Consider the following 26,764-nt stretch of genomic DNA (forward strand, 5'->3'; position numbering starts at 1 on the left):
AGCCTTACTCCTGACCGTCCCCCGCACCGCCGACGGTGGTGCCCGCGGGTTCGGAGGGCCCGGGTTCGACAAAGCTGTATGGCGGGAGCGGTCCGTTGATCCGCAGGTCGAGGTGCGGATGGCTCTTGCGCAGCGCTTCGAACTCGGCGAGGAACTTCTCGGCCCCCGCACGGTCCACCAGGAACGAGACATTGGCGAGCCAGCCGGTCGACTCGGGACCCACGGCCACGGCCGCGGCCTCCCGCTCCAGCGTCTGCCGCACCTCCAGCGCGTCCTCGGCCTCACGGACCTGGACAGCCGTCACCACCAGCTCGCCGAGTTGCAGCCGGCTCTCATAACTGCCGCCTCCAGCCTGCCGGTTGGCCTCGGCCAGGGTACGCAGCGTCGGGTTCTCGGACATCACGCGATGCAGCACGGCCTCTTCCACATGGCTGGCCTTGACGTTGTACTCGACCCGGCCGTCGAGGGCACGCAGCCGCTCCAGGTAGTGGTCGGCGCGCTCGGCCAGGACGCCGGTGACAGTGTCGTCGTCCGGGGCGATGCTGCCGAACCTCATGGGCAGCACGCAGCCGCCGCCCCCGGCCTCCGCCAGCACGTTCTGGTGGGCCAGCAGATCCCGGCGCTTGGGCCGCAGCCCCTCGGGGGCCTCGCTGACCACGGCGGCCAGCTCACCCGCGGTGAGGATGCGCACCTGGCGCGGCGGATCGCCGACCCCGCCCATTCCCTCGGGCAGGGCAGGATGCGTCGCGGCCACGATGCCGTAGACGTACGTACTCACTCCTGCTCCTCCCTCTCCTTGCGGCGAGCCGTCGTCGCCCTACGCGCACGCGGCCGGGACTCGGTTTCGCCCGAGTCGGAACCGGAGTGCTCGTCGCGGGCCTGCTGGAAGGCGTCCGAGATCGTCTCCGCGGCCCCGGACAGCGCGCCCTTCGACTTGCCCCGGGCACCGGACTCCGTGACCTCGCCGACGATCTCGGGCAGGCCCGGGCTCTTGTTCGGGCCCGACTCCAGGTCGAGCCGGTTGCACGCCTCGGCGAAGCGCAGATACGTGTCGACACTGGCGACGACGATCCGTATGTCGATCTTCAGGATCTCTATGCCGACCAGGGAGACCCGCACGAACGCGTCGATGACGAGCCCCCGGTCGAGAACGAGTTCGAGCACGTCGTAGAGGCCGCTGCTGCCGCCGCCTCCGCCGGTCTGCTGTGCCGGTACAACGGTCATGCCTGTCCGACCTCCTTGTCGTGGAATCCGTCCGGGGCCTCCGGAGGGCGGCCTAGCGGCCGCCGAGCCTATGTGCGGTGTCGGCGCGCCCACGCTCGTAGCGGCGCACGCGCCGGTACCCGGTGAGCTGCCCCTCGGGATCGAGGTCGACCCGATAGCTCGCCATCAGGCTCATCGTGTCGGGCACCCTGGGGAGTTCGAGCACCTCGATCTCCAACACCCAGCCGTCCCCGGCCCGTTCGAAGGACGACACGGTCTCGGCAGCCATACCGGTGAGCTCCGCGAGCTGGGCCCGCGCCTGGCGCAGCACCTCCATGGCGCCCGGCCGGTCCTGTGCGGCCGTGTCCGGTTCGCTGCCGCGATTGCGATCCTGATGTGAATTCTGTGTCTTGGACGTGCTGTGTGTGTTCGTCATGGTCACCTCCCAGTCCGAGTGGCCGGAGGCATCACACCCAAACCTTCACACTCGGCCGTACACGTCGCGCGGTTGGACGACGCCCTTCCATGGCGTCCACCCTGGCCGGGCGGGACCAGACTCCGGCCCTGGTCGGCCGTCCCGGCCCAGGGTTTGGTGCGGGGCTGGTCGATGGCGTCGGTGACGGTTCAACGGCACGCGTCGACACAGGGGATGGCGAGCTGGTCCCAGCTGACGGGTACGACGACGGGAGCATCGGGCGTGGCCCGCACGTGTAGGGGGCTACCGCTGTCTGGGCACGGACGTTGCGCCCTACATCGAAAAAGAGCCGGTCACCGCGGCCCGTCGCGCGGCCACGGGCACCACGCCCGTAGCGCAGCCTCCGAGCCGGGCGCCGCCTCCTCCGTCGTCGCCTGCACGAAATGGCAAGGATTCTGTCAGCGAGGCCCTGGGTTTGCGGCTCACACTCAGGGGCAGGCGGAGTCCAGTGCTTCGGACCGGAGGCGCATGCTCAGCGGGAGATCACCCCAACTGTCGGCGCCCTTCTGGGTCCGGGCAGTTCTCCGCTGCGGCAGCCCCTGACAACCCTTCAGGACGTGTCCGGATGCTGATTTCCGGACTTCTGGACAGACCGCTCAGGAGCGATTCCGCATGCCCACCGACCTGTCGACCAGCCGTCCCCGCACGCCCGACCACACGACCCCGGCCGCGTCCCGGCGCAGCCACGACGACGCACCGGACACGGCAGCCCTCTTCGCGCGCCTGGCCGCCCTCGACGACGGCTCCGAGCGGCACGCCCTGCGCCACGAACTGGTCGCCGCCTGGCTGCCCATGGCTCACCGCATAGCCGGCCGTTTCCGGGACCGCGGCGAGTCCGTCGAGGACCTCCGCCAGGTCGCCGCGCTCGGCCTGGGCCAAGGCCGTCGACCGCTACGACCCCTCCCGCGGCGCCTTCGAGAGCTACGCGGTGCCCACCATCACCGGCGAGGTCAAACGCCACTTCCGGGACCGGATGTGGGCGCTGCGCGTGCCGCGCCGGGTGCAGGAACTGCGCAACCGGGTGCGGGTGGCCCGCCGGGACCTCACACAGGTCCCCGGCGCCCCCGAACCAGGCGCCCCCGAACCCGGCTTCGCCGACCTCGCCGCCCACACCGGCCTGACCGAGGAGGAGGTCACCGCCGGCCTGGAGGCACTGGAGAGCTTCAGCACCCTCTCCCTGGACGCCGAACTCGCCACGGGCGAGGAGGGCTACAGCCTCGCCGAAACCCTCGGCCAGAGCGACACCTCCTACGACGACGTCGTCGACCGGGAAGCCGCCAAGGAAGGGCTGCGCCGCCTGCCCGAACACGAACGCGCCATCCTTTACATGCGCTTCTTCGAGGACATGACGCAGAGCCGGATCGCCGACCGCCTCGGCCTTTCCCAGATGCGTGTCTCCCGCCTCATCAGCCGCAGCTGCGCGCGAGTCCGCGCCACGGCCATGGGCCGATGACACGCCCCCTCATTCCGCACGCCCTACAGCCGTTCCCGTCCGGATCCGAGGAGACAGTCCCCATGCTCATGCCCCACCCCACGACCCTGCGCAGACTCGTCAAGGAGTACGAAGCGCTCATCGCGACCAAAGCGCTCGCCGACGACGTCTCGGTGGGCACCCGCCTTCAGGATCTGGCCTACACGCTCTGTGTGTCCACCGGGACACAGGAGGTCTCACACGCTCTTCGTGTGGCACAGGACTACCTTGACCACACCATCGACAGCGTCGACGGCACAGGCGCCGCGTCCGGAACGGGCAGGGCACCGACCATCGTCAGCCCAGGCCAAGTCGCCCGAACGCCGACCCACACCCCAGCCCGCAGTGTCCTGCCGCAAGGCTGACGTGCGATCAAGCGCCGATAGACCCGGTGGAGGCGCTTGTCCTGGCCCGTCCGCTCCGACGGGCCGGGATCAGGGGCACCCCCCGCCCGTTGCCGCCGTCGTCCGCACTCACCAGCTTCTGTGTCCGCAGGACAGGACCTTGTCGTCAATGCTGCCGGCAAGCGGACCTGATCGGCGCGGTCCTCGTGTGTGCGGAGGGGGACCGCCCTGTCGGCGACGATACCGGCCTCTTCACCCTCGGAACGTCCGGGCATCCGGCTCACCTCCGGTCAGCCACCGCGTCGCCGCTATGGCATCAGGCTCAGGGCGAGCCGCTCATGCCGGTGATCATCTCGGTGACCTCCGCAACGCCGCCCCGGGCCAACGCCTGCCGTTGCCGGTCCGCGCCGGTGCCCAGTTGAAGCAGCCGGTGCGCCAGTGCCCTGCCCTCCCGCGCGTCTCCCGCATACTTCAGGGCCCGCCCGACGTGGCGCATCAGACGGCGGACCACGTCTCCGGCGCGCCGTCGTTCGCCGTCCGGGTCGATCAGGTCCCCGGAGAGTCCCTGCCGGGCGGCCTGCCACATCGCCGCATCCAGCAGTTCCGGATCGGGCTGCCATACCGGCGCGCCCTCGGTGGTGTCCCACATCGCGCGTTGCACGAGAGCCCGCACGACGCCGGCGAACATGACAGCCTCGCCGGTACGCAGCTGGACGTCGAAGCAGCGGATCTCGATGGTGGGATAGCGCTCGGACATTCTGGCCTGCCAGTAGAGCTGGCCGGTGTCGGCGATGACGCCGCTGTCCAGGAGGCGTTGGACCCGTCGGCCGTAGTCGGTGTCATCGGCGAAGTACGGTGGCACGCCGCTGACCGGCCACCGGTCGTAGACCGGGGTCCGCCAAGTGGCGAAGCCGGTGTCCTCGCCCTCCCAGAGGGGGGAATTGGCCGAAATCGCGGTCAGTACGGGAAGCCAGGGCCGGATCCGGTTGATCACCTGCACGCCGGTGGGCCGGTCGGGCACTGCGGCGTGGATGTGCATGCCGTTCACGAGTTGCTCGGCCACCAGTTGCGGAGCCTGCCGCTGCATGGCCCGGTAGCGGGGGCAGTCGGTGACCGGAATGGACCGGGTGTGCGACGGGGGGTGCCGCTGGCCAGGACCCGACAGCCGAGCGCTTCAGCCGCCGCGGTGACGGCATGCCGCAGCCGCAGCAGATGGCCACCGCGCTCGTCGAGCGTGCCGCAAACGGGAGTGACCGCTTCCACTTGGGCCTGCGACAATTCCGTGCGGAGTTCCTGGTCGGATACAAAGGGCTTCAGTCCCGCCGCTGTACGCACCTTGTCCCCCTGCGGGGCCAGCCGACCGGTGACCGCGTCGACCAGCAGATATTCCTCTTCGGCACCCAGGGTGATCACATCTGTGGCACCTTCCGTCTCTTGGCAGTGATCGCCGCCCACGACGACAGAGCGTTTTCTCCGGCGCTACCGAAGGCACCGGAGTTCCGTCGCCCCTTCGAGAGGAGACGCAGACCAAGTAGCCGCAAGTGCCGGCGTACAAACGTGGCCGACGTCGACTCGCACCCGGACATTTATGGTTTCCCTGTGGTCGAAATGAGGCATGGCCCGGCCTGTTGTCGGTACGGCGGAGGCGAGCCGCGCGGTCCCGAGGCCGGCGAGCGTCACGCAGGACGGTTGGTGCCGCCGAACAGGGGAGCACACCCGGACGCGACCACCCGCGCCGCCGACTACGCGGACACGTGGGCGGTTCAAGGGCGCATCAGCGGGTCTGGTTGAGCGTCTTGTGCGGATCGCGCCGCGAAGCGTCGGCCCATACCGTCGGCAACTCGCGTTCGCTCCTGTCGGCCTTCGCTTGCTCCTGTCCGTACAACAGGCCCCAGACGAAGGAGGGTTCGTCGGCCGCGTGGGCTGCCAGGGTCATCTTGCGCAGGGCGCCGCGTGTCATGACGCTGTCCTGATGGTCTCCGAGCACCTTCTGGACGGCTTTGACGCGCTTGCCCAGGCGTTTGGCAGGTTTGCCCAGCGTGTCGCGCGTCGGCTCCGTGGCATACCTCGTCTTCTTGGCCGCCTTACGGGCTTCGTGAAGGGCTGTGTCACGTTCTGACCCCGGCGAGAGTTCCAGTGCGTGGGAAACGCGGCCGGAGAGACGGTCGTATTCCTTGAGGATGGCCTTGGCCGTGATGTTCTCCGGCGCCCGGCCGGCCTTGTCGCGTAGCGGGGGCTGTTCCGTGAGCGTTGCCAGCGAGTCCAGGAGGGCCAGGTAACGGGGTGAGTTCAGGGCGTCGAGGGTGCCTTGGTGGGCCTCGGAGCTGTTGTTGAGGTCCCACACCTGGAGCCGGGCGGCGACGGGGCCGAAGACCAGTTCCGGAGGCAGAGCGTCGATGCTCGAACTCAGCCTCTCCAGGAGTACCTCTTGGTCACGTTCGGCGCCCAGCTCGTTTCCCAGCCACTTGAGTTCCTCGCGGACGGGATCGGTGACCTTCCGATCGAGGACGGACCGGTAGGAGCGCAGGACGCTGCGCAGCCGCCGGCATGTGACGCGCATTTTGTGGACCGAGTCGGGCACGTCGCGACGTACCGCGGGGTCCAGGCTCACCAGGGTGTGAATCCTGTCTTCGACATAGCGCAGGACCGCTTCGCCGGCGGATCCGGGCACGACGGTCTCGGCAGTCCGCTCGCCCGGCAGCCTGGGCGCTCCCGCCATCGTCTCCTCCAGAGCCCGGGCCAGCTTGGACGGCGAGTGTGCGCGGTCTACACCGCTCTTGCGCAGTTTCTTGTCCACCACGTCCAAAAGTGCCGGGTCGGTGTCCGGTGCGAGTTCGACCTCCATCTCGGTCCAGGAGGCCCGCGCGTTGGTGCCGAGGAGGGACTCGGCGCGGACCGAATCGATGCTGAGTTCGGCGAGGACGGTGCTTCCGGAACCGACGAGCTGCCGTATGCCACGGGTGGACCGGATCCGGACAACCGGACGCACCTCCGCTCCCCGGGTACGGGAAAGGGTCAGGTCGCGCAGCGTGTCCGGAAGTGCGTCGGACAGCGGGGCCTGTACCTCTTCCCGGCTGTCCGGGGACAGGGGCAGTTTGAGATGCCAGCCAGAATCAGTTCCCCCCGTCCTTCGCCTGAGCACGGCCGAGGTACCGGCCAGGCGCAGGTCGTCCGTGTCGTAGTACACGGCGTCCAAATCCTCGGTGCCCTGATCCACGACGGTCATGATCGGGCCCACACCGGTGAGGTCGGGCAGCCATGTCGTCTCGTCAGCCGACGGGGCTTCGTACTTTCGCTCTGTTTCCTGCTTCGTGTCCGTCATGTCCTCCGCGTACACCTCTGCGCCCCGTACAAACATCGCCGGCCCGGGATCAGGCGGCCCATCAGGCCATTCGCCCCAGGACGGCCTGTCCATTCAGCGCCAGCCCAGGCCAAGCCGTGCGCACACCGACCCGCCACGAGCGCGTGCAGGGCGTCCAGCAGGACCTTTCTCGATCGCGCCGTCGGCGTAGGCGACGGAGTCGCTGATGCGGCAGGTGTCGGCGCCTGCGACATCGACGTGCCGGTCTGCCCGTAGCCACTCGGCGGCGGCCTGCATACCGCTGGTGCTGAGCCGCTGCGAGAAGCTGACGGAGGTGGCGGCAGCAGCAGCCCAGGACCTGTCCCCGGACACGAAGATGATGTGGACCGCGCGGCTGGTGAAGTGCCCCCTTCTTCGCGGAACACATGCGGGGGGCTGATCCTGCACCGCTGGGACCTGACCGGCGACGACCGCACAGTGGTGCAGTCGCTCACCGAGCTGTGGATGACGCAGCACAGCGTGGTCCAGGTCGCCGCCAGCTCCTGGAGATGGGGCGCGGATCTGGGAGTCCTCCCAGCCCAGCGCGACGGCCCGGCCGCGAAGAGCGTACTGCCGCTGGGTGGACTCGCTGTTGTTGACGACCTCCTTGAGCGAAGACTGGCGCACATACAGATACACGTCCCGTCGCAGATGCTCCGCCGTGACCTTCCCACTCTGCTCGATACTCACCGCACCCTCCTTGACGGCGCGTCGCTGTGGTTATCCGCTGCGGCAGCCCCCGGCCGCCGTCCATGCCATGCGCGCCAGCACCTCCACCAACTCACCCGCTACCGCGACCGGCGCCGACGACCCGTGCCGAACGGCTGGTAATGCAACGGGGATCCGGACGACTGCCTTGATCCAGGCGGCCATGCCGCAGCGGGCCAGCACCGCCCAGCCGTGCCGGGAGCCCTCATCGACACCGCCGAGGACCGCGGCCCGCAGGTCCTCATACCTTCCAGCCACCTCGGCCGCACCCACCTTGACTGCCGCCTCGTCAGTAATGGACTTCCTCCGCAGTGCGCGGTTCACGCCGCCTGGCCAGGGCTTTCTCCACCGACCGCGGATGAACGGCGATCCCGAACCGTTCCAAGTCCGCTTCCGCCAGCTGGGCTGACCACATCGTCCGGGTCCAGGAACGCACAAGCGGCGAAATCCTCGTCGGTCACGGCTTCGGGCCGCGGATTGAGCGCCCGGAACTCCTTCAGTGCCGCCTTCTTGCCCGTCGGGTGGCTCATCGCGCCTCCCGGTCGATCCCGATGTCCTCAGAATCAGACCGCCCACCATCGGGGCCAAGAGCGCGAAGGCCGGGCAAAGAAGCAGGTCATGGACCATCCCGAGGCTCCACACGCCCCCAGCGGCACCTGAGAGCGCCCCCGGCAGCGGCCTCAATCCCACGACGATCACGGCGTCATCTCCCCGACACCGTTCCGGCCGCCAGACAGCAGCCCGGCCACCAGGTCCGCCAACTCGACCAGGTCCCCGGTCCGATACGGACAACCGCCGCGGGCCGCCGCGCCGAACGCATCCACCGGCGCCATATCCGTCCACTCCAGCGGAAACGAACACCTGCGGCCCTGGCCGTCCAGGACCAACACCACATCTGCGCGCCAAGAGTTGAGTCGCTCGAGGAACTCGAAAACCTCACCACACCGAGGATGAAACGGATGGATCAACCGCATGCATCCATCGTCAACGCGGGGAACGAGCGCATTCGACGGTGAATCCAACGCGCGCTGGCCGAGTCGTTCTTCGCCACCTTGAAGCACGAGTTGATCGGCACCCAGCCCTGGCCGAGCAGGTCCGCCGCCCACACCGCGATCTTTGAGTGGATCGAGAGCTGGTACAACTTGCACCGACTGCACAGCAGCCTTGGCTCCCGCTGTCCCGTCGACTACGAGGCCGCACTCGCCGCCTGACCACCACACCGACGGTGTCCGTCAAAGCGGAACAATCTCAGATGCACGAGGTACATCGGAGCGATCAGGGACGCATTCGCCATCGCCGGGTCTGCGAGCTGGACGGCCAGGAGGTGGCCTATCAAGACGTGGCGCGGGGCGTGGAGATGCTCGACGGCACCATGGCCGTCCTGGACGACGCCGACCTCGAGCGGCCGCCACTGCCCACACACCGCGCCATCGACGTGCTCGGGCTCGTCCCAGCCGACACGCCCCTGCCTCCTCAGCGCACCGGCCGGCCGCTCATAGCGTCGTTCTGTCCGGTGGCGGCGGGGTCACGGGCACGGGCCACCGCCGTGGACAGGGCCCGGCGCACACCGGCGGGCAGCTGCCCGCCGGACGGCCAGTGCACCAGGCAACGGGCCACCTCTCGGAGTTTGATGTTCGTGTGCTGGGAGACCTCTCTGAGGACGTCCCAGCCCTGCTCGGGCCGGAGCCCGCCAACAGAGAGGACCACTCCGATGGCCTGGTCGATCACGGCGTGCGAAACCACGGCCATGCGCGCAGCTGGGTCACCTCCTCCTGAAGCGCCGCCAGCTCGTCCGTCCTCTCCTCGCCTCCGATCATGCCGCTACCCTCGACGCGACGCCCCCGCCTGCGCCAGCCACCAAGCGAACGACTTCGCAAACATTCGGACGAAAAACGAAAATCACCTGGTCAACGCGACATGCTCGGCTGATTCGGGGACAAGCGCGAGACATGGACACACTCACCTTCGACAGCGCGGACCTGGAGGTCACGGAGGACTTCCTCAGTCGCGCCTACGCCCGGATGCGCATCGGCAGCAGCACCCCCGAAGCCGGCCGGGCCCAGATCCGGCGCACCGCCATCGCCCCGGTGAGTGTCGACGAACTCGCCCTCGACTTCGAGATGAGCTACTCGGTCACGCCGCTCGGGCGGATCTGCCTGTGCGTCGTGCACGAGGGAACCGTGCAAGAGCATCGTTTCCAGGGCGCCGAGGACACCTTCGGGCCGGGTGACGTGGTGCTGTTCGCCCCGCCCGACCTGCCGTACTCCGGGCGCATCTGCCACGCCCGCTACAACATCACCATGCTGGACCCGGAACTGCTCGCCCAGGTGGCCGCCGGCCCCGACGATGCGCGGCCGGTACGGCTGACCGGGCACCGGCCGCGCTCGGCGGCCGCGGCCGGTCACCTGAGCCGTACCATCGCCCACCTGCGGGATTCGGTGCTGGCCGAGCCCGAGACCGCTGACCAGCCGCTCATCGCTGCGACCGCCGTGCAGTACCTGGCGGCGAGTGTCCTGAACGCCTTCCCGAACACGGCCCTGCCCGAGCCGACCGCGGCCGACCGCCGCGACGCGCATCCCGTGATGCTGCGCCGCGCGCTCGCCTACATCGACGACAACGCCGACCAGCCGGTGACGGTCGCCGACATCGCCGCTGCGGCCCATGTGACCGTGCGCGCCCTGCAGTACGCCTTCCGGCGGCACCTGGACACCACCCCGCTGGCCCACCTGCGCCGGGTGCGGCTCGCCCACGCCCACCAGGACCTGGTGGCCGCCACACCGGACAGCGGGGAGAGCGTCACGGCGATCGCCGCCCGCTGGGGTTTCCATCACCCGGGACGCTTCGCCGCCCTGTACCGCGACACCTACCGGCGCACTCCCCACGCCACCCTGACCGACGGCTGAGCGCGAGCGTAGCAGCAAGCGCCGTCAGCGAATGACCATCTCATTCCCCCAAATGCAGTCGTAGCACAACACCTACCAGGCACCTAAGGCCTTCGGCATTGCCCCTACGACGGGTCAGGTCTTCCAGCGCTGCCACTCCAGGGTGAGGACGGCCGCGGAGATTTTGCGGGCTGGGGACGGTCGAGGTGCCCGGCCGCTGAAGGTGCAGGTGGTCGGCGCGACGGTAGGCCAGGGGCAGGTCTGCTCCGGAAGCGGCGGTGATGGGGTGATGGTCGTCCCGGACGGCGGGTGCAGTGTCCGCACAGCGGCGAACTGCGACCATGCAGTTGGTCGAGGCGGACGAGTACCACTCGTGCCGGCGGTCACGGGAGGTGACGGCAACTTCTCCGGCCGTGTAGTTCCCGGCATGGTATGGACTGGGCGCCTGGATGAGCGGGCGCATAACCGTTTTGGTGGAAGATTGCCGAATTGCGAAACGTAAGACAAACCGTGAACTTGCTGCGATAGATGAAGGGTTACTCTGTCGGCGCAGGACGGTCCCGGGGGCGGTCACGCATCCCGGTGGCGCGGTTTGACCTACGCGCGTCATGCACACATCAAAATGCAACTGAACAGGACTGGCGCTCAGGAAATGACAGATAAGACGTTGTCGAACGCCGAGCGAGTCCTCAGAATAGGCCGCGCACCCGACAACGACCTCGTCGTGCCGGACCCCATGGTCTCCCAGTACCATGCGGTACTGGGGCAGACGGCCGAGGGTGAGCCCGAAATAACGGACCTCACCAGCTCGAACGGCACGTACGTCAATGGTCATCGGGTTGTCCGGCACGTGCTCTGCCCGAGTGACATTGTCGCGATCGGTCATTCCAGGTTTCATCTGGCAGACGGTCGGCTGGTGCGCGCCGACGGGGGCGCAGGTTCTTTCATCGCCAGGGACCTGACAGTCCGGGTGCGCCAGCGCAGCGAAACGAAGACCCTGCTCAACCAGGTAAGCCTCGACCTTCCCGAGAAGGCCCTCGTCGGCATCGTAGGCCCGTCGGGTTGTGGTAAATCCACCCTGCTGCGGGCTCTGACGGGCTATCAGCCCGCCGATGAGGGCGAGGTGCTCTACGACGGCCTCAACCTTTATACGCACTTCGCGGAACTCCGCCAGCGCGTGGCCCTCGTCCCACAGGACGATGTCCTTCATCCGCAGCTCACCGTGCGCAAAGCGCTGAGCTACGGAGCCAAACTGCGTTTCCCGCGCGACAGCGATGCCGCCACCCGGGAAGAGCGCGTCAAGGAGGTGCTGGAGGAACTGGGGCTCTCGCACCGTATGGACACCCGGATCACCGCGCTCTCCGGCGGTCAACGCAAACGTGTCTCAGTCGCCATGGAACTGCTGACCAAACCCGCCCTGCTGTTGCTGGACGAACCGACCTCCGGCCTCGACCCGGGCCTGGACAGGCAGGTCATGCAGATGCTGCGGGGTCTCGCGGACGGTGGCCGCCGTGTTGCCGTGGTCACGCACAGCATCGCCAACCTCCATCTCTGTGACCGTCTGTTGGTCCTGGCGCCGGGTGGCCGTACCGCGTATTTCGGTCCGTCGCAGTACGCGTTGGAGTTCTTCGGATACGACGACTGGGCGGACGTCTTCCAGGCCTTCGACCTTCATCCCGACTGGGACTGGGCGGCCCGCTACCACAAATCGATTCACTATCGCACGTACACCACGGTCATGGAGGAGGCGGCGGCCCAGCGCACCGACCCACCCGCCGACGGAACACAGACCGAGAAGTCCGGCGCGGAGGGTTTGAAGAAACACAGGAAGCAGAGGAAACGGCCGAAGGCGGGCGGCGGACTGCGGGAATTCAACGGTGCCGAATCGGTTCGTCCGCCGAGCTGGCGCTCCCAGTTCACCACCCTGATGCGTCGCAACGTGTCGGTCATCGCAGCAGACCGAGGCCATGCGGGTCTGCTGCTCGCACTGCCGCTGATCATGGGGGTGCTCAGCGTGACAGTGCCTGCCCAGTACGGCTTCATGGCCGCCACACAGACCTGCGCGAAGCTGGCGTCCTGCGCTCCGAACTACAACGTCGACGCCCAACCCGTACTGCTGGTGCTGGCAGTGGGTGCCTGTCTGACCGGTACCGCGAACTCGGTGCGCGAGTTGGTCCAGGAACGCGTCGTCTACCAGCGGGAACGCGCCATAGGGCTGGCCCGGTCCGCTTACGTCCTGTCAAAGGTGATGGTCCTGGGGCTGATCACCGCAGTACAGGGATTCGTGGTGGTCGCGATCGGACTGGCCGGCCGCCGGCTGCCGCCGGTGGGACTGGTGACCACACCGTCCGAGATCGAGCTGGTTCTGGTGGTGGTGCTCCTCTCCACCACCTCGATGATGCTCGGCCTGATCATCTCCGCCCTGGTACGCACTGCCGAGAAGACGATGCCCCTGCTGGTGCTCGCCACAGTCGTCCAGGTGATGTTCAGCGGTGCAGTCTTCCCGCTCTTCAATCAGGTGGGTCTGAATCAGCTCTCCTGGCTCGTCCCCTCCCGCTGGGCGGTCGCCGCGCAGGCCGCCACCATCAACCTGAGCCGGATCGGTCCACCCGCGGACGACAGGCACCCGCACTCCGCCGACCCGCTCTGGGTCCACACCGCCCACCAGTGGTGGCTGGATGCAGGGGTGCTGGAAGGCTTGGGGCTGGTTGGCATCATCGTGGTAGTGGTGCTCCTCCGGCGCCACGAGCCGCTGGTCATGCGCCGCGGCTGACGCCAATACCTTCTGGCATCCTGCGACCCGCTGACCGGACAGCCCATCCGTACCGAACGCCGCAGTCATGCCCGCTACGAACGCGCCCGGCCTGGCGACCTCGCCTGCGGGCTGTACGCCATCGCTGCGTCCCGGGACAGCGGTAGGCGCCGCTGTCCCGGGGGCAGCCCCGCGGCCGCAGCCTGCGTACTGCCCCCCTCTTCGGGCCGGGCACTGGCTGCGCGGTGCGGCCGGGGGTGACGAGCACGCGATGCCACTGCCCGACTGGCCGCACCGCGCAGACCACGGGGAAGTACTGGTCGAACTTCTGCCCCAGCAAGGCGCGCCTCCCACGCCAGGGTTGCCATCGCCCACGAGACCTTCACACGATCACACTCACGTGCGCTGTGCTCCGACCGGCGCGGCTACGGCAGTTGACCGCCATCGGGTGGGAGGCGCCGCTGCGGACCGCGCCACGGGCCGGCCGCCCATCTCCCAACCCCACCGTCCTACCCAGCTCGTAGGAGGCGGCCTTCAGGCCCATGGGGGTGAGGTTGCCTGGGCGGGGCCGCCACGCCATTCCACCCACTGCGGGTCGTCCAGGATGGCCTCGGGGTCGGCGATGGCGGCGCCTTCGAGGAACACGACCAGGTCGTGATCGCTGTCGGCGATGCCGAGGATCTCGTCCCGGCCCTGACGGTGCACAGTGACTCTCCGGCCGCCCGTTCCGGCGGGCCGATGCACGATGATCGGTGCGCTGGCCACGCCTCCCAGCGCGCCCTTCACAGGATCGTGGGGCGAGTCGGCCGGTCAGGGAGTGTCGCCACACCAGTCCCAGCGGGTCGGGTCGCCGGGGCGCGGGTCGTACAGCGTCGGCCCGTCGGGGCCGAACTGTCCCAGCTCGGTCTGCAGGGAGACACCAGTGTCGACTTCGTCCTGCGTCCAGCCGGTGAAGTCGAGCAGCAGGCCATCCAGCGGCCCGCCGACCCGCTCGGCGTAGCACCGGTCTGGCCGCGGGCCCGGGTGGTCGTAGTCGGCGCAGACCCGGCCCCGCAGCAGCTGCTCGTCATCACGCTCCATCCGTTCAGCCTTGCAGCCACCACTGACAGCGTCGGCCTGCCCGTGTCAGCCGCGGAGGCGCGAAAGCCAGGTGCCGCCGGCCTTCTGCTCGGGGACAGCCTGGTCCTGGTTGCTCGGCCTCGGGGTGCTCGGCTTGGCGTTCGGCGGTGATGGCGCGCCGCTTGCAGTCGTCGTCGCACAGGTGCGGGTGGGTCTCCCGGGGGACGTCCCATCCGGCGGGCTCGATGGCCTTCCACCGTTCGTCGGTGAACCTGGTGCCACAGCCAGCGCACATGGGACGGCGGGCCTCCCGTTCGGCCCTCTGCTGCTCGGCCGCGCGGCGCAGCTGCTCCTTGTACTCCCGCTCGCGGGCTTCGTACTCGGCCTGCTGACGGGCGTCGTGGGCTTCGCGGCGGGGGTTGCCGATCGCCTCCAGGAGCATCTGGTTGTGCGGCCGGCCGAAGTGCGGAAGACCGCCCCGGCCGGGCCATGCTCCTTCAGCATCTTCATGCCGGTGACCACGATGGGGAGCTTGCCGTCGTACATGTGGAAGCCGTCGTGCGCCTCGCCTTGCCAGTGCTGATGGGTCAGTTCGGCCAGCTGCGCGATGACGGTGTTGGGGTTGCGGAGGCCGACGCGGTTGAAGACGAGCAGCAGCGGCGGGTGCGGCTGATCGCCGTACCGTCCGTCGGGCACCCACCAGCGGGTGCGCCACATCGGCCGCTCGCTGCCGTCGGCGTCCTTCACCTTCACTTCACGGGGCCTGATCATGATCACTGGGCTTCTTCGTGGCCTGAGTGTGGCCGTCGCTCACCGCGCCCAGTAACGCCAGCAGCCGGCGGGCGGAGAGGGGCCTGTGACTATGCGGCTGGCTGCCCCGCCTGCCCGGCCTCGGCGCGCAGCTTGGCGGCCCGCTCGGCAGGGTGGTAGTCCGGTCCGACGCCCTCGATCAGCAGCAGATCGCCCTCAATGTGATCGGTACGCAGCCGCAGGATGTCTCGGTAAGCGGGCGAGTCGTACCAGGCACGGGCCTCGGTCAGGCTGGGGAACTCGATCAGCACCATGGTGCCGGGCCATGTGCCCTCCACCACCTCGGTCGGCGGACCGTGGATGAGGAAGCGGCCTGCGAAGGGGTCGAGGGTGGCCTGGATGCGCTCCAGATACTCGAAGATGTCGGTGTGCTGGCGGCGGCTACGGAGATGGGCGAAGCCATAAGCGGACATGGTCGGGCTCCTTCGTTCCGTTCGTCCCAGGGCGGGGCGCCGACCAGAACGTAGCCGGGGGCGAGGAAGAAGGCGACTACCTCGCAGGTCATTGCCGCCGCCTGCGGTAAGGCCGGCGGGTGACTCCCCAGGTCATGAACACCGACTTCACAGCCGTGGGGGTGCCTCCCACTCTCATCGACAAACGACGTCGCAGCAACTCGCGCGTACAGAGCCAGCCCGCTTGCAGCGCGGGCAGTACGGACGAAACCACCCGCGCCGGGGTCAATGGCTTGCCCAGCCGCACGGTGGGCGACCACGGGCGGCCGCCCCCAGGATCCGGGGTTGTCCCTGCTGCGAGGCAGCGCGCTGACCTGCAGCGGTCGGGGTCGTGGTCGGGGTGCCCCGCGTCGTGGTCGGGCCTGCCGCTCATGCAGGCGGCGGCACGGTCGTCGCCACCGTGCCGCCGCGGGTTCACCTACGCGCGCTGCCTTCGTATGCCCGAAATCAGCCGGGCTCACGCGCCTGTCCTGGGCGCGTGACCTGCGTGGTCGAGGGTCGTTGAGTACGGCGTCGCGCCATGAACATCCGACCCCCCGCGGATGCGCGAGCCCTCGTGAGGGCCCGGACCAGCCCGCCCGGCCCCGGGCCCTCACGCCGGGCACCGAGAGGTGCGGCCGGCCCGGCAGCCGCCCAGGGCGGGCTGGGTCAGCGGTCCTCCTGCCCATGCGTGGATCTGCGCACGAGCCGAGGCCACCGCGAGGAAGTACCCCTTGTCCAGCGTCTGTTCAGTCCTCCCACCGACCGCCACGACAGCTCTTACAGGCCGAACGCGGTGAGGACCACTTCGTGCAACGTCTCGCCGACGAGTTGACGCAGTTCTGGCGCGCGGCACTGGCACCGTCCTGGCCTGGCATCCGGGCCCGTTTGGAGGCCGACGTCACCGCCCGGGCCTCCGCGACAGCACACCACGGGATCGCAGACACCCTCAACCATCTTGCCCGAACCTGGAATGGCACGATGCCGGACTGACCGTCCACCTCCCTCCCGGCAGCCCCCATCGTCTGAATCTGGACGCTGAGGCCGCAAGGTGCCGAGCGTCTTCACCCACCGGGCTGTCTTCTGCGCCGCCGAACCGCCCGCCGCCTCCTACCACTTGCAGATCCTGCACCGCGCTGGTCTCGTCGCTCGCACACGCCGATCCCGCCACGTCCTCTACCAGCGGCTCGGGTCAAGCCCCGAGAGCAGCCCCGCCCCAGCCTGACGCCGGCTGGCTACCGGCTAGGGGCGTGTCTCAACAACCGCCAACCCTCCTACGTTTCGCGATCATTTCCCACCAGGCGACCAAGCAGTAACGGAAGTCTTCCGCGGTACAGGCTCAAGAGCGAGTATCGGACGGCCGATGACGGTGGCATGGAAGCGCGCTCTCTCGCCGCACGCCGTCCTGTCTCCCGCCGTCTGGTGGCCGCCGGACTGCTCGCCGGGGCGTGGGGGGCGGTGGCCGGGCCTCTGGCCGGGACGTCGAGGGCTGCTTCGATTCGCCCGGGAGTAGCAGACGGCCTGCGGGCGCTGTTCGGGTCGGAGAACCGTGTGATCCGTACGCGCGAACGGGTGGTCGCGGTGACGTTCAACGCGGCCTGGAACGACGCCGGCCTGGACAGCATCCGCGGTGCCCTCGCCCGCCGGCACACGCCTGCCACGTTCTGCCTGACAGGCGACCCCACCGGCCGCTACCCCGAGAATGAAGGAGATTGCCTGCCGGCTCCGGTCCCCCGAACACTGGTCGTGGTGCTGTTGCAGAAGGCTTCCCACGGAAGTAGTCGGTGTGCCGGGAGTTCGCCGAAGAGCCCCTTGTCTTGCGGGTCAGAGCCCTGCGTACGGTCGTGCCGGAGGGCGGTCCGCTGCGATCCGAGGCGGGACCAGAGGTGTGACCGGAGCCGCGCCCAGACGCGCGACCGGAAGTGCGACCAGAGGTGCGACCCGGTGGCGCTTCCGCCCCGTCTCGTGGGAGGCGGGGCCGCCGCTGATAATCATTAGCGCACCCGGACACCGCACCTACCCGCAGTCGCTGGTGCGACCGCCGCACTCTTCGCGGTCGACGCCTGGTTCGACATGATGTCGCGCTCGCCGGAACAGACTTGTACACCGCGCTGTCGTTCTGATCGCCGAGGTACCACTCGCTGCCACCCTCCGCCACCATTTCAATCCGCGCCACACGCCGCACCTGAAAGAGGCAGGATCAGGGGCAGTACATGTCCCCGTCGGGTCGTTGACCGGTGGCCAGGAAGCGGGAGACGGCGCGGTCGCCGCAGGCGTTGCCGTTGGCGAGGTAGGCGTTGTGTCCAGTGGAGTCGACGGTGACCATGACGGCGCGTGCGCCGAGGGCCCGGCGGAGTCTCAGGGCGCCGCTGAGCGGAGTGGCCACATCACGGGCGTTCTGCACGAGCAGGATGCCGGACGGCCCTTGGCCGGTGATTCGTACCGGCTGCCGCGGCGGCGGGTACGGCCAGGCGGCGCAGACCATCGCGTTGCGGGGCATGCCCGCGGTGAGCGGATGCAGGCGGCGGCTGTCGGCTACGGCCCTGCGGTAGTCGGCCGTTGACGTCGGCCAGGCCACGTCGTTGCAGATCGTGCCGATGCTGACCGCGGCGAGGTTTTGCAGCGCCTGGTCCGGCGGCTGCATCGGCGCGGGAGGCACCGTGCCGTGCCGGGCGGCCAGCATCAGCTCGGCCAGGACGGGGAAGCGGCTGGGTGCGTAGAGGCTGTCCAGCATGGTCTGGCGCAGCGTGTTGCCGTTCAGCTCCGGGGGGTTGGCGCCCGGCCAGGGCAGCGGTACCCGGTCGAGGCGGGCGGCGAGGCGTAGGAACAGCGGCCGTACCTCGTCTGCGGTCGTCGCCACTCGGTCCGGATTGCCGGCGCTCGCGGCCCACCGGGCGAACTCGGGGAAGGTGTCCTCCACCCCGCTCTCGTAGGCGTGCAGCCAGCCGCGCTCGACCAGGGCGGGATCCGGGTCGTCGTTGCTGTCCAGCACGATGCGGTCGGTGTGCTGCGGGAACAGCTGGCTGTAGACAGCGCCCACGTACGTGCCGTACGAGACGCCCCAGGCGGCGAGCCGGTGCTCGCCGAGCGCGGCCCGGATGCGGTCGATGTCGTAGACCTCGTCAACGGTGCTGATGTGCTGGATCAGCTCGCCCCCGTTGCGTGTACAGGCCTGCGACAGCCGGCGGGCGGTGGCCAGGTTCCCGTTGATCGAACCGTCCGGGGCCGGCCAGGGCCGCAACGTCGACGTGGCAAGGTCGGGGTGCCGGAGGGCGCAGCTGACGGTGGTGGACGGAGCGAGCCCACGCGGGGCGAAGCCGATCAGGTCGTACTGGTCCCGCACGGCCTGCGGCAGCTTCTGACCCTTCCCGGAAGGGTCGGTGAGGCTTGTGTTGCCCGGCCCGCCCGGAATCAGTAGCAGCGCCCCGCGCCGGATGGCCGGTTTCTCGGCGGGGATCCGGGAGACGGCGATGTCGATGGTGCGGCCGCCGGGGTCGGCGTAGTCCATCGGCACCTTGAGCGAGGCGCACTGCTGACGCGCATCGAGCACGTCGCCCGCGCACCGGGTCCATTGGAGGGCGGGCGAAGAGGGTACCGCTGTCGCGGGAGGGGCGACGCTCAGCGGAGTGGCGAGGCCGAGGAGCGCCGCGGAGACGGTGAGCCAGGCGGCTCGTAGACTTCTGCTCTGCTTCATGAGGACGAGCCTCGCGGATCCGGCGGGCCGCTCACATCCGGTGAACCCCCGCGCTGGCAAGGGGGCTTACCTGCTTGCCGAGAGGCCGTCATGAAGTCCGTCCGCCGCTCCCGGCACGGAGTGAAACGAGGGGCCGGCCTCCGCCTGCGCCTGCGCCTCGATGATCTGGATCAATGGGATCCCCGGACCACTCGTTGATCACGACTCGATAGGCAGGCTGGGCGCGGTGGAGCTGCGTCGCACCCGCCTGGCTAAGTGGTCGGCTCCGAAAGTCCTTCGGGGGTTGACATGAGGTCAGGCGGAGGCCGCTTGGAGGAGAGTTTCGGCTGCGGTGGTGCGGGCGTAGAGGACGGAGCGGCCGGCGCGGTGGGCGCTGACCAGGCCCGCGTTGCGTAGCGCGGTGAGGTATTGGGATACCCCGGCTGGGGAGAGTCCGGTGCGGTGGGCCAGTTGTGTGGTGGAGGCCGGGATCTCCAACTCGGTCAGCAGCAGGGTGCGTGAGCGGCCCAGTATGGCGGAGAGGGTGTCGGCTCGTGTGACGGGCCGTGTGTGCCAGAGTGAGCCGATACCGCGTGCCTGATAGGCGAGTTGGGGTGGATCCGGCGGTGTCGTTCGGGTGCGCAGCCCTGGTCCGGTGAAGGCCGAGGGGATCAGCAGTAGTCCCGTGCCTGCCGTCGTGCGGGTCAGTGGCTGCTTTCGGCGGGCCATCCGCAGCACGTTGTTGTCCCAGCTCAGCGACGTGTGCAGGTCGTTGAGGAGGTGGCCGGTGCCGTGCTCGGCGGCCAGACGGGCCCGGTAGAGGATGTCTGCGTCCAGGACTGCCCGAACGCGTGCCCAGTAGGGGGCGAGTGCCAGTTCCCAGTAGGTTTCTATTTCCTCTGTGACCTTGGCCAGGAGGCCCTGTGGGTCGTTGTGCAGGGCTCGTAGCCGGCGACCGAGGGTTCCCTGGTGGCGGGCCAGGTGGTCGAGGTCCTGGCGGACCCGGTCGGCGGGCGCGGCCCGGATCGCGTCCCGCTCTGCCGCCAGGGTGGGGGCCGGGCCGGCGGGGGCCGTGTTGAGGAAGTCGGGGACGTAGCCGCCGGTGGGCGGGATCAACTCGCAGAGCCATCCCCGGTCCAGCCCGGCGGCCACCAGGCGCGGCCGTACCTGGTCGGCCCAGGCCCGGTGGACCGGATGCGTAGTGCCGGACCTCAGCAATCGGAAGCTGGGCGCGACCTCCCACATCGGTGAGACGGCGAACCGCACTTGCGCCAGATCGCTCGTCGAGAACGCCAGCTCCGCCAGGACAACCACTCCTCAATCGATTCAGACATGTATGAATCAATGGCGGGCCAGCCTACCGTGCGGAGATCATCCCGCCATGACCTCACAGACGATCACCGCAGCGGCATCTGGCACCTGGAAGCTCGGCGACCTGACGGTCAACCGTCTCGGTTTCGGCGCGATGCGCCTGCCGCAGCACGGCGAGGCATTCGCGGACGATGCCGTCCCACGCGACCGCGACCAGGCGGTCCGTGTGCTTCGCCGCGCGGCCGAGCTCGGTGTGAACCACATCGACACCGCCGCGTTCTACTTCTCATCGCTGCGCTCGGCCAACGAGCTGATCAACCAGGCGCTGGCCCCCTACCCGGACGACCTCGTCATCACCACCAAGGTCGGGCCGGGCCGCGATCCCTCGGGTCAGTGGCTGCCGCACGCCACTCCCGAGCAGCTGCGCGGCCAGGTCGAGGAGAACCTGCGTCAGCTCGGCCGTGACCACCTCGACGTGGTGAACCTGCGCATCGTCGGCACCGACTCGATCGCCGAACGCTTCGGCGCACTCGCCGAACTGCGCAAGGCCGGACTCATCCGTCACCTGGGCCTGTCCAACGTCCACCTTCACCACCTCACCGAGGCCCAGGCCATCGCGCCGGTGGTCTGCGTCCAGAACATGTACGGCATCGGCTCATCGCGCGAGCAGAAGGAGTTCCTGGACCTCTGCGGTGAACAGCGCATCGCGTTCGTGCCGTTCTACTCGATCGCCGGCACCGGACGCACCGCCGGCGCGAGCACCGACCACAACCCGGAGGTGCACACCATCGCCCGCGCCCACGGCGTCAGCGCAGCCCAGATCCGGCTGGCGTGGACGCTGCACCAGGGCGCCCACGTCCTGGCCATCCCCGGCACCGGCGACCTCGACCACCTCGCCCAGAACGTCGCCGTCGGCTTCCTGCGCCTGTCGGAGGAAGAACTCACCGCCCTGGCCCCCCCACCACGAGACGGCATGAGCAAGACCCCCATGGCATTGTGATCCACTTCTGCTGATCGGTCTGTCTGCCTTGCCTGTTCCTGCCGCCCTCCCCATAACCCTGACGGCCGCCGAGCGGCAACGGCTGAAGAAGGCGGCCTACGATCATAAGACTCCGCACCAAGCCAGGGTCCGGTCGCAGATCGTGCTCATGGCGAGTCGGGGCAGGTCCAACGCACGGATCGCTGTCGAGGTGGGGGTGCACGTGGACACCATGCGCACCTGGCGGCGCCGGTTCGCCGACGGCGGCCTGCCGGCTCTGGCCGACTGCAGGCGCGGCGGGCGCCCGGCCCGCTTGACTCCCGTGCAGGTCGCCGAGGCCAAGGCCCTGGCCTGCCAGCTCCCGGCCGAGACTGGGGTGCCGCTGGCGCGCTGGTCGTGCCCGGAACTGGCCGCCGAACTGACCGCACGCGGCGTCACCGACACCGTCTCGGCGTCCACCGTGCGCCGCTGGCTTCGTCAGGACGCACTCAAGCCCTGGCAGCACCAGTCCTGGATCTTCATCCGGGACCCGGACTTCCGTGCCAAGGCCCAGCGCGTCCTTGGCCTATACGCCCGAACCTACGAGGGCGAACCCCTCGGCCCAGACGAATACGTGGTCTCCAGCGACGAGAAGACCTCGATCCAGGCCCGCTGCCGCTGCCACCCGACCCTCGCACGTAGGAGCGCAGCGGGCTGATGCCCGTGTGGAGGAAGGCTTCCAGCACGAACGAGCTGTAGGCGAGCGCGCCGATCAACCCGAGGACGGCGCCGAGCCCGAAGCCGTAGGTCCGGGCGTGAAGTCCTGGCGTGGTTCCCATGGCTCACCCACCCAAGTCCTGGGGTTGGGGTGCGAGCAGGGGCACGGACACCGGGAGGTGGCCGGCGAGCCAGTCGAACGCGGCTGGGCATGCCTTGGACCACACGGTGAAGTTGTGTCCGCCATCCGGGGACTCACCTGTGGTGATGGCCACGCGGCCCCGTGCAGCGGCCTTCAGATGGTCGATGGCGCGCTGTGCCTCGGGGTCGGCCCGTCCCGCCACGACGTACAGGGGCAGGCCGACGTGCCGGTGTGCGGCCTGCCACTGCGGGTTGTTCCACTGCCGCACACTGTGCCTGCCCCGGTACAGGTCGCCGGTGGAGGCGTCGGTGACCGGGGCGAAGTATCCGGACAGGGCAGCGGCGGCCGCGTACCGTGCCGGGTGGTGGAAGGCGATGTTGACGGCACAGAACCCGCCGGTGGAGTACCCCATCGCCGCCCAGCTGCGGGGCGCGGTAGAGACCCGGTAGCGTGCCGCGAGCTGCGCTGGTACGTCCACCGCCAGGTAGGTCTCGTTGCGTCGGCCGTCCACCGCGTCCACGCACTCGCCGTCGTGGCCCGGCTCGCTGTCCGTCGGAACGACGACGATCACCGGCGGCATGCAGCGCGCGGCGATCTCCCGGTCCAGCACGGCGGTCATGCCCAGGTGGTGCTGCCAGGCGCCTGGTCCGCCCGGGTAACCGTGGAACAGTTCGATCACCGGGAAGTGGCTGTGGGTCGCAGCCGGTGACGCGTAGACGGCCGGGAGGTAGACCAACGCATCGCGTGAGATGCCGGAGACGGAACCGGTCAGCCGAACGTGCTCGATGCGTCCGTGCGCGGGCGCCACGGGCGGCCCGCCGGTGCCGGCGGAGCAGGGCGTCGCGGTGACGGGCGGCAGCCGGCCGAGGAGGTCATCGAACGAGGTGTAGAAGCCAAACTCGCGGTTGACGACATCGGCCGTCACCACGGCGCCCGCCGCCATCAGCAGCAACAGGCACCCCAGTCGCAGCACCGGAGCCCATCCCGTCGGCCAGCGGTTCCACATCACCATCGTCACGGTGATCAGTGCGATCGAGAGCGCGCACAGCAGGGCCAGGAACGGCCAGCCGGTCAGCGCCATCAGCCCGGCGGTGCGGAATGGCCCGGCTGTGGTCATGACGCCGCCGCGGCCGGATGCCGGACCGCGTTCAGCCTCGGCCTGGCAGGAGGGCGGGTCCGCCCCGATGCCGTGGTGGCCGGGCGCCTGTCACGACGGTCGACGACGAGAGGCCGGGGGTCATTCACCAGCAGGCGGGTGGGGCACGCCCCAGCAGCGCCCGCTGGATCCAGGAACAGCTGGTTCCTCACGGCGCCCCCCTTTCCGACCGTAGGGCCTCGCGGGTGGAGCCATACGCTCGTGAGCGCAAGCGGTCGGCCGGGCGATCGCTGGCCGGGTTCGCACCGGCGTGGACCGCTCGGACCGCCGCCACCTGTACCGATACTCCAGTGTGCCTCGGGAAGGGGCAGGAGACGTGCGGTCGTCCTCCAGCGTGCGGAGTGCCTCCTTCACGGGCACCGGCCTGTTTGCCGAGGTCAGCGGCGCAGCAGGCGACTGCTGAACCCGCCGTCGGCCAACCCGATCAGGGGCTGCCGCACGAACTCCGAGACGTCCTGCGGGATCATCAAGCCCTGCTCCGGGGTACTCCATCCCACTCTGCAGCGCGCCCGCCTCATGTCGATGACACACCACGTCCACCTCGGGGCCACGCCTTCTGGAACAGCGTACGCACGACGCTCCTCGTACGGCTTGCCCACCACCAGCACCGGCTCGGGCACGATCCCGGCCTCGGTCGGCACCTGCTGGGACAACGGCGTTCTGCCCGGTGCTCGCCGCCTGCTCCACGACCGCCGCCTGCGCCACGCCGAACTCCGGCACGTACTCGTGGCAGTGCACCGCCTCGCGGCGCGTGAGGCGCGCACCGGTTCGCCGGACGCGGCCGTAGCTCGTGGTGCATCTGGCGGCAGTCCATGATCAGCGCCCCTTTGTCAACGGAAGATGCCTGAGTGACCCAGTGAAGGCAGGGGCGGGCCGTAGTACCGCCGAACTCGTGGCCGACCTGCGTAGTGCCGCCGCCCGGTTCGCCATGGAGTACCGCAGGGTTGTGCGAGGTGCTGATTCATCACGTCGACCTGAACGCCGACTACACGCCTGCCCAGTGGCCAACCGGCTTCGTCCGGGACATGCTCGGCCGGGTAGTGGCGTCCTTCACTGCTCGCGTCGACGCTCCCGCGATGCGGCCGCACACCACCGACACCGAGATCAGCACCGGTCGACGAGTCCATTGCCACAGCGTCATCGCGTGCACTCCGACGTCGGCCCACGTGCTCGACACCGGCGCTGTCCGGCTGAAGCCCGCACTACCAGCTAGCGGTCACCCGCCAGGCGCCGCAGACGTCCTTCCTCCGGTCACCAGGACGGCGCCGGCGTCCTCGTCCTGCATCAGCCGGGCTTATGGGTCACCGACGCCTGCGGTTCGACGCCACGAGGTCGCTCGTCATGATGTCGCGCACATGCTGGGCCAGTGCGGTCCCCTTCTCACTGTTCGCCGGTCTGTGCGGTCGGTGATGGCCGGGTATCCCTGGCACTCGGTGCTTCGCCGGGCTGACGCGAATCCAGGGAGTAGATGTGGAATGCCCGCCCGATGACGGGCTGTGCGACGTTGCGCACCTTCACGCCGCCGCCTGTCATGCCGTGTTCCGTGCCGGCGTGCGCGTGTTCGTGGACGGCGAGGTCGGCGCCGGCGGTGTCGATGGCCTCGGCGAGGAGGTAGCTGCCGAGAAACGGGTAGATCTCCATCGGTTCTCCGGCGAGAGTGTCGGCCACGGGGGCGAAGTGGGTCAGGGCGATCCGCGCGTCGCACTCGTACCGGTGGAGTTCCTCCAGAGCCGCGCGCAGACCGTCGGCGCGATGGCGTGAATACCGTACGAACTCCTTCATGACGGGCTCGACGAACTCGCCGGCGCACCGGCCCACGAACCCGCCGCCGAACCCCTTGGTGCCGGCCACGCCGATCCGTAGACCGCCGTGGCTCACCACGGTCGCCTCGCCCTCCAGGACGTGTGCTCCGCCCTCCCGCAAGATGGCCGTGACCTCGTCTGGGTGGCCGTCGTGATGGTCGTGGTTACCGAGCACGGCGACGACCGGGACGCCGAGGTCCTTGATCTCTCGTGCGACCACCCGGGCCTCCTCGGGCGTGCCGTGCCGGGTGAGGTCGCCGGCCAGCAGGAGGATGTCGGCGCAGTCGGGCAGGGTCTCGAAAGCCGGGCGGAGCACGCCCTGGCTGTCGAGACCCATGTGGATGTCACCGACGGCTGCGACCCGGATCATGCCAGCTCCTCGCAGTGGTCGGGCGGGCGGCTCTCGGCGATGACGAGGTCGCAGTGGACCGGCACACCCGGCAGTTCCTCGTGGGCAACGCGCCGGATGTCCTCGCGGCATCTGGCGGACGGCACCGTGCCCGTCAGCAGGACCGTCTCGCCGCGGATCTCGGCCCGCACCCCAAGCTCGCTGCAGGGCCCCTCCGCGAGCCGCTCGGTGACGTGGGCCACGCGGTATTCGAGGTTCATCGCTGCTCCTGTTCCTGGTCGGGGCCGATGACGTGCAGCCGCTCCAGAAGGTAGAGGAAGGCGGCGGGCATCGGCTCGTCCCCGCAACTGCGGCGCACCTCCTGCCAGTCGACGTGTCACCGGCCGGTGGGCGAACTAGGCCGACGAGGAGGGCACCACCCTGCGTGAGGTCGCACTGGATTCCGGCTCCATCAGCGCCGAGGACTTCGACCGCATCGCCAACCCAGCCGCCATGGCCCGCCCGCCTCATCGATCGCCGTAGGGGAACAGGATCGACCTCAGGACGGCCGGGGGACGGGCCGGAGTCCGTCCATCAGCAGGTTCAGCAGGCGATCGGCCTGGGCTTTCCGATCAGGCCGGGGGGCCACGGTGAAGGTGCCGATGAGAGCGGCGGCGATGTCTTCGGCCGCGATATCGGCGCGGAGGTCGCCCTCCGTACGGCCTGCATCGAGAATGGTGGAGATGGCCGTCAGTAGCTCGGTCCGGGTCTGCGCATGGGCGACCTGGCCCGAGTCGATCATCGCTCGCAGCGTGTCGAGCATGCCGTTCTTGGCCGCTATCCAATCCCCGAACAAATCCATCCAGCGCCGCAGCGACGCCGCGGGGGGCAAATGGTCGAGCAGTTCGCGGGCGCCGCTCGTCAGACGCACGACCTGGTCCTTGTAGACCGCGTCGACCAGCGACTCGCGGGTTGGGAAGTGACGGTAGAGGGTACCGATGCCGACCCCGGCCTCGCGGGCGATCGCGCGCATCGAGGGCTCAGCGTCGGCCGACATGAACACGCGGGTCGCCACCGAGAGCAGCTGGTCGCGGTTGCGTGCTGCGTCCGCCCGTGGCGTGCGGGTTTCCATCTCGCCAGAAACGGAACATGCTCCGTTTGTGTTACGGTCGTTCATGCAAACGGAGCATAGTCCGCTTCGT

At 69.2% G+C, this 26,764-nt stretch carries 27 protein-coding genes and 4 pseudogenes; 11 read left to right on the top strand and 20 right to left on the bottom strand.

The annotated features are described in order from the left end of the window. Positions 1 to 4: 4 nt before the first annotated feature. Genes A6P39_RS02755 through A6P39_RS02765 form a run of 3 tightly spaced genes read right to left on the bottom strand, consistent with a single transcriptional unit; the run spans position 5 to position 1,639 of the window. A complete protein-coding gene (locus A6P39_RS02755) occupies positions 5 to 778 on the bottom strand; it encodes a GvpL/GvpF family gas vesicle protein (RefSeq protein ID WP_067044962.1) in 774 nt (257 codons plus the stop codon). Further along, positions 775 to 1,224 carry a gas vesicle structural protein GvpA gene (locus A6P39_RS02760; protein ID WP_067044966.1) on the bottom strand — a complete coding sequence of 150 codons (450 nt, stop codon included), beginning with the start codon at positions 1,222 to 1,224 and terminating at the stop codon, positions 775 to 777. Before A6P39_RS02760 ends, A6P39_RS02755 begins: the two co-directional genes overlap by 4 nt. A gap of 52 nt (positions 1,225 to 1,276) precedes the next feature. Next, positions 1,277 to 1,639 (bottom strand): gas vesicle protein GvpO, encoded by a 363-nt coding sequence (locus tag A6P39_RS02765; protein ID WP_079133323.1) that lies wholly within the window; start codon positions 1,637 to 1,639, stop codon positions 1,277 to 1,279. 651 nt (positions 1,640 to 2,290) lie between these two features. Here A6P39_RS02765 and A6P39_RS02770 point away from each other — a divergent pair. Both A6P39_RS02770 and A6P39_RS02775 read left to right on the top strand, forming a co-directional pair. Further along, positions 2,291 to 3,131: pseudogene (locus tag A6P39_RS02770) on the top strand (SigB/SigF/SigG family RNA polymerase sigma factor). 62 nt (positions 3,132 to 3,193) lie between these two features. Further along, the gene (locus A6P39_RS02775; protein WP_067044972.1) at positions 3,194 to 3,514 is read left to right on the top strand and encodes a DUF5133 domain-containing protein; all 321 of its coding nucleotides are present in this window, start codon (positions 3,194 to 3,196) and stop codon (positions 3,512 to 3,514) included. 301 nt (positions 3,515 to 3,815) lie between these two features. Here A6P39_RS02775 and A6P39_RS02780 read toward each other — a convergent pair. From A6P39_RS02780 to A6P39_RS02805, 6 genes and pseudogenes are all read right to left on the bottom strand, one after another. Next, positions 3,816 to 4,948, bottom strand: a pseudogene (locus tag A6P39_RS02780) (carboxylate-amine ligase). Positions 4,949 to 5,267: 319 nt separating this feature from the next. Continuing rightward, positions 5,268 to 6,815 (bottom strand): CYTH and CHAD domain-containing protein, encoded by a 1,548-nt coding sequence (locus tag A6P39_RS02785; RefSeq protein ID WP_067044998.1) that lies wholly within the window; start codon positions 6,813 to 6,815, stop codon positions 5,268 to 5,270. Positions 6,816 to 6,908: 93 nt separating this feature from the next. Further along, a complete protein-coding gene (locus A6P39_RS02790; RefSeq protein WP_067044975.1) occupies positions 6,909 to 7,523 on the bottom strand; it encodes a hypothetical protein in 615 nt (204 codons plus the stop codon). Between the two features lie 30 nt (positions 7,524 to 7,553). Further along, positions 7,554 to 7,799: a hypothetical protein gene (locus A6P39_RS02795; protein ID WP_159396014.1), complete on the bottom strand. Its 246-nt coding sequence runs from the start codon at positions 7,797 to 7,799 to the stop codon at positions 7,554 to 7,556. A gap of 62 nt (positions 7,800 to 7,861) precedes the next feature. After that, entirely contained in the window at positions 7,862 to 8,071 is a 210-nt protein-coding gene (locus A6P39_RS02800; protein WP_159396015.1) for a hypothetical protein, read from the bottom strand. 165 nt (positions 8,072 to 8,236) lie between these two features. Next, positions 8,237 to 8,515, bottom strand: coding sequence for a DUF5372 family protein (locus A6P39_RS02805; protein WP_079133325.1), 279 nt, complete (start codon positions 8,513 to 8,515; stop codon positions 8,237 to 8,239). Between the two features lie 54 nt (positions 8,516 to 8,569). On the opposite strand from A6P39_RS02805, the gene A6P39_RS02810 reads away from it, so the two are divergent. Then, positions 8,570 to 8,752: an IS3 family transposase gene (locus A6P39_RS02810; protein ID WP_079133326.1), complete on the top strand. Its 183-nt coding sequence runs from the start codon at positions 8,570 to 8,572 to the stop codon at positions 8,750 to 8,752. A 14-nt stretch (positions 8,753 to 8,766) separates the two neighbouring features. After that, positions 8,767 to 9,003: pseudogene (locus A6P39_RS45325) on the top strand (Ku protein); the annotation flags it as partial. Between the two features lie 11 nt (positions 9,004 to 9,014). Here A6P39_RS45325 and A6P39_RS02815 read toward each other — a convergent pair. Beyond that, positions 9,015 to 9,290, bottom strand: a complete 276-nt coding sequence (locus A6P39_RS02815) for an ANTAR domain-containing protein (RefSeq protein ID WP_107304329.1) — start codon at positions 9,288 to 9,290, stop codon at positions 9,015 to 9,017. Positions 9,291 to 9,490: 200 nt separating this feature from the next. Here A6P39_RS02815 and A6P39_RS02820 point away from each other — a divergent pair, with 200 nt between their 5' ends. Together A6P39_RS02820 and A6P39_RS02825 are read left to right on the top strand one after the other, a co-directional pair. Beyond that, a complete protein-coding gene (locus A6P39_RS02820) occupies positions 9,491 to 10,444 on the top strand; it encodes a helix-turn-helix transcriptional regulator (RefSeq protein WP_067044984.1) in 954 nt (317 codons plus the stop codon). A 571-nt stretch (positions 10,445 to 11,015) separates the two neighbouring features. Continuing rightward, a complete protein-coding gene (locus A6P39_RS02825) occupies positions 11,016 to 13,196 on the top strand; it encodes an ATP-binding cassette domain-containing protein (protein WP_275883789.1) in 2,181 nt (726 codons plus the stop codon). Between the two features lie 513 nt (positions 13,197 to 13,709). On the opposite strand, the gene A6P39_RS02830 is transcribed toward A6P39_RS02825, so the two are convergent. The 4 genes from A6P39_RS02830 to A6P39_RS02845 form a co-directional block, all read right to left on the bottom strand. After that, positions 13,710 to 13,940, bottom strand: coding sequence for a hypothetical protein (locus tag A6P39_RS02830; RefSeq protein WP_067045003.1), 231 nt, complete (start codon positions 13,938 to 13,940; stop codon positions 13,710 to 13,712). 45 nt (positions 13,941 to 13,985) lie between these two features. Next, complete coding sequence (locus tag A6P39_RS02835) at positions 13,986 to 14,255, bottom strand: hypothetical protein (RefSeq protein WP_067044990.1); 270 nt, start codon at positions 14,253 to 14,255, stop codon at positions 13,986 to 13,988. 4 nt (positions 14,256 to 14,259) lie between these two features. Further along, complete coding sequence (locus A6P39_RS02840; protein ID WP_159396017.1) at positions 14,260 to 14,676, bottom strand: hypothetical protein; 417 nt, start codon at positions 14,674 to 14,676, stop codon at positions 14,260 to 14,262. Positions 14,677 to 15,094: 418 nt separating this feature from the next. Further along, positions 15,095 to 15,457, bottom strand: coding sequence for a DUF1330 domain-containing protein (locus A6P39_RS02845; RefSeq protein ID WP_067044996.1), 363 nt, complete (start codon positions 15,455 to 15,457; stop codon positions 15,095 to 15,097). Between the two features lie 828 nt (positions 15,458 to 16,285). On the opposite strand from A6P39_RS02845, the gene A6P39_RS02850 reads away from it, so the two are divergent. Further along, positions 16,286 to 16,468 carry a hypothetical protein gene (locus A6P39_RS02850; RefSeq protein ID WP_159396018.1) on the top strand — a complete coding sequence of 61 codons (183 nt, stop codon included), beginning with the start codon at positions 16,286 to 16,288 and terminating at the stop codon, positions 16,466 to 16,468. Positions 16,469 to 17,675: 1,207 nt separating this feature from the next. Here the strand turns inward: A6P39_RS02850 and A6P39_RS02855 are convergent. Continuing rightward, entirely contained in the window at positions 17,676 to 19,169 is a 1,494-nt protein-coding gene (locus A6P39_RS02855; protein WP_067045007.1) for an alpha/beta hydrolase, read from the bottom strand. A gap of 294 nt (positions 19,170 to 19,463) precedes the next feature. Further along, positions 19,464 to 20,462, bottom strand: a complete 999-nt coding sequence (locus A6P39_RS02860) for an ArsR/SmtB family transcription factor (protein ID WP_234378858.1) — start codon at positions 20,460 to 20,462, stop codon at positions 19,464 to 19,466. Positions 20,463 to 20,529: 67 nt separating this feature from the next. Between A6P39_RS02860 and A6P39_RS02865 the strand changes: the two genes are divergently transcribed. Next, positions 20,530 to 21,459: an aldo/keto reductase gene (locus A6P39_RS02865; RefSeq protein WP_067045010.1), complete on the top strand. Its 930-nt coding sequence runs from the start codon at positions 20,530 to 20,532 to the stop codon at positions 21,457 to 21,459. Between the two features lie 28 nt (positions 21,460 to 21,487). Beyond that, positions 21,488 to 22,135, top strand: coding sequence for a helix-turn-helix domain-containing protein (locus A6P39_RS02870; RefSeq protein ID WP_267893307.1), 648 nt, complete (start codon positions 21,488 to 21,490; stop codon positions 22,133 to 22,135). A gap of 124 nt (positions 22,136 to 22,259) precedes the next feature. Here A6P39_RS02870 and A6P39_RS02875 read toward each other — a convergent pair whose 3' ends face one another. Then, positions 22,260 to 23,393 carry an alpha/beta hydrolase gene (locus tag A6P39_RS02875; RefSeq protein WP_067045012.1) on the bottom strand — a complete coding sequence of 378 codons (1,134 nt, stop codon included), beginning with the start codon at positions 23,391 to 23,393 and terminating at the stop codon, positions 22,260 to 22,262. Between the two features lie 630 nt (positions 23,394 to 24,023). Between A6P39_RS02875 and A6P39_RS02880 the strand changes: the two genes are divergently transcribed. After that, positions 24,024 to 24,248: a hypothetical protein gene (locus A6P39_RS02880; RefSeq protein WP_275883790.1), complete on the top strand. Its 225-nt coding sequence runs from the start codon at positions 24,024 to 24,026 to the stop codon at positions 24,246 to 24,248. Positions 24,249 to 24,812: 564 nt separating this feature from the next. Here the strand turns inward: A6P39_RS02880 and A6P39_RS02885 are convergent. Next, positions 24,813 to 25,604 carry a metallophosphoesterase family protein gene (locus A6P39_RS02885; protein WP_067045018.1) on the bottom strand — a complete coding sequence of 264 codons (792 nt, stop codon included), beginning with the start codon at positions 25,602 to 25,604 and terminating at the stop codon, positions 24,813 to 24,815. Continuing rightward, a complete protein-coding gene (locus A6P39_RS02890) occupies positions 25,601 to 25,843 on the bottom strand; it encodes a BON domain-containing protein (RefSeq protein ID WP_067045021.1) in 243 nt (80 codons plus the stop codon). Before A6P39_RS02890 ends, A6P39_RS02885 begins: the two co-directional genes overlap by 4 nt. A 151-nt stretch (positions 25,844 to 25,994) precedes the next feature. Between A6P39_RS02890 and A6P39_RS45330 the strand changes: the two are divergent. Next, positions 25,995 to 26,105 (top strand): annotated as a pseudogene (locus A6P39_RS45330) (hypothetical protein); the annotation flags it as partial. A gap of 16 nt (positions 26,106 to 26,121) precedes the next feature. Here A6P39_RS45330 and A6P39_RS02895 read toward each other — a convergent pair. Beyond that, positions 26,122 to 26,739 carry a TetR/AcrR family transcriptional regulator gene (locus A6P39_RS02895; RefSeq protein WP_067045023.1) on the bottom strand — a complete coding sequence of 206 codons (618 nt, stop codon included), beginning with the start codon at positions 26,737 to 26,739 and terminating at the stop codon, positions 26,122 to 26,124. Positions 26,740 to 26,764: the final 25 nt, after the last annotated feature.

The sequence above is a fragment of the Streptomyces sp. FXJ1.172 genome (assembly GCF_001636945.3).
Taxonomy (GTDB): Bacteria; Actinomycetota; Actinomycetes; order Streptomycetales; family Streptomycetaceae; genus Streptomyces.

What these genes read in the sequence shown, in the direction of transcription:
- A6P39_RS02760 (WP_067044966.1), bottom strand. Translation starts at nt 1,224, where the DNA reads ATGACCGTTGTACCGGCACAGCAGACCGGCGGAGGCGGCGGCAGCAGC.
- A6P39_RS02765 (WP_079133323.1), bottom strand. Translation starts at nt 1,639, where the DNA reads ATGACGAACACACACAGCACGTCCAAGACACAGAATTCACATCAGGAT.
- A6P39_RS02775 (WP_067044972.1), top strand. Translation starts at nt 3,194, where the DNA reads ATGCTCATGCCCCACCCCACGACCCTGCGCAGACTCGTCAAGGAGTAC.
- A6P39_RS02785 (WP_067044998.1), bottom strand. Translation starts at nt 6,815, where the DNA reads ATGACGGACACGAAGCAGGAAACAGAGCGAAAGTACGAAGCCCCGTCG.
- A6P39_RS02800 (WP_159396015.1), bottom strand. Translation starts at nt 8,071, where the DNA reads ATGAGCCACCCGACGGGCAAGAAGGCGGCACTGAAGGAGTTCCGGGCG.
- A6P39_RS02805 (WP_079133325.1), bottom strand. Translation starts at nt 8,515, where the DNA reads ATGCGGTTGATCCATCCGTTTCATCCTCGGTGTGGTGAGGTTTTCGAG.
- A6P39_RS02815 (WP_107304329.1), bottom strand. Translation starts at nt 9,290, where the DNA reads ATGGCCGTGGTTTCGCACGCCGTGATCGACCAGGCCATCGGAGTGGTC.
- A6P39_RS02820 (WP_067044984.1), top strand. Translation starts at nt 9,491, where the DNA reads ATGGACACACTCACCTTCGACAGCGCGGACCTGGAGGTCACGGAGGAC.
- A6P39_RS02835 (WP_067044990.1), bottom strand. Translation starts at nt 14,255, where the DNA reads ATGGAGCGTGATGACGAGCAGCTGCTGCGGGGCCGGGTCTGCGCCGAC.
- A6P39_RS02840 (WP_159396017.1), bottom strand. Translation starts at nt 14,676, where the DNA reads ATGCTCCTGGAGGCGATCGGCAACCCCCGCCGCGAAGCCCACGACGCC.
- A6P39_RS02845 (WP_067044996.1), bottom strand. Translation starts at nt 15,457, where the DNA reads ATGTCCGCTTATGGCTTCGCCCATCTCCGTAGCCGCCGCCAGCACACC.
- A6P39_RS02855 (WP_067045007.1), bottom strand. Translation starts at nt 19,169, where the DNA reads ATGAAGCAGAGCAGAAGTCTACGAGCCGCCTGGCTCACCGTCTCCGCG.
- A6P39_RS02865 (WP_067045010.1), top strand. Translation starts at nt 20,530, where the DNA reads ATGACCTCACAGACGATCACCGCAGCGGCATCTGGCACCTGGAAGCTC.
- A6P39_RS02875 (WP_067045012.1), bottom strand. Translation starts at nt 23,393, where the DNA reads ATGACCACAGCCGGGCCATTCCGCACCGCCGGGCTGATGGCGCTGACC.
- A6P39_RS02885 (WP_067045018.1), bottom strand. Translation starts at nt 25,604, where the DNA reads ATGATCCGGGTCGCAGCCGTCGGTGACATCCACATGGGTCTCGACAGC.
- A6P39_RS02890 (WP_067045021.1), bottom strand. Translation starts at nt 25,843, where the DNA reads ATGAACCTCGAATACCGCGTGGCCCACGTCACCGAGCGGCTCGCGGAG.
- A6P39_RS02895 (WP_067045023.1), bottom strand. Translation starts at nt 26,739, where the DNA reads ATGAACGACCGTAACACAAACGGAGCATGTTCCGTTTCTGGCGAGATG.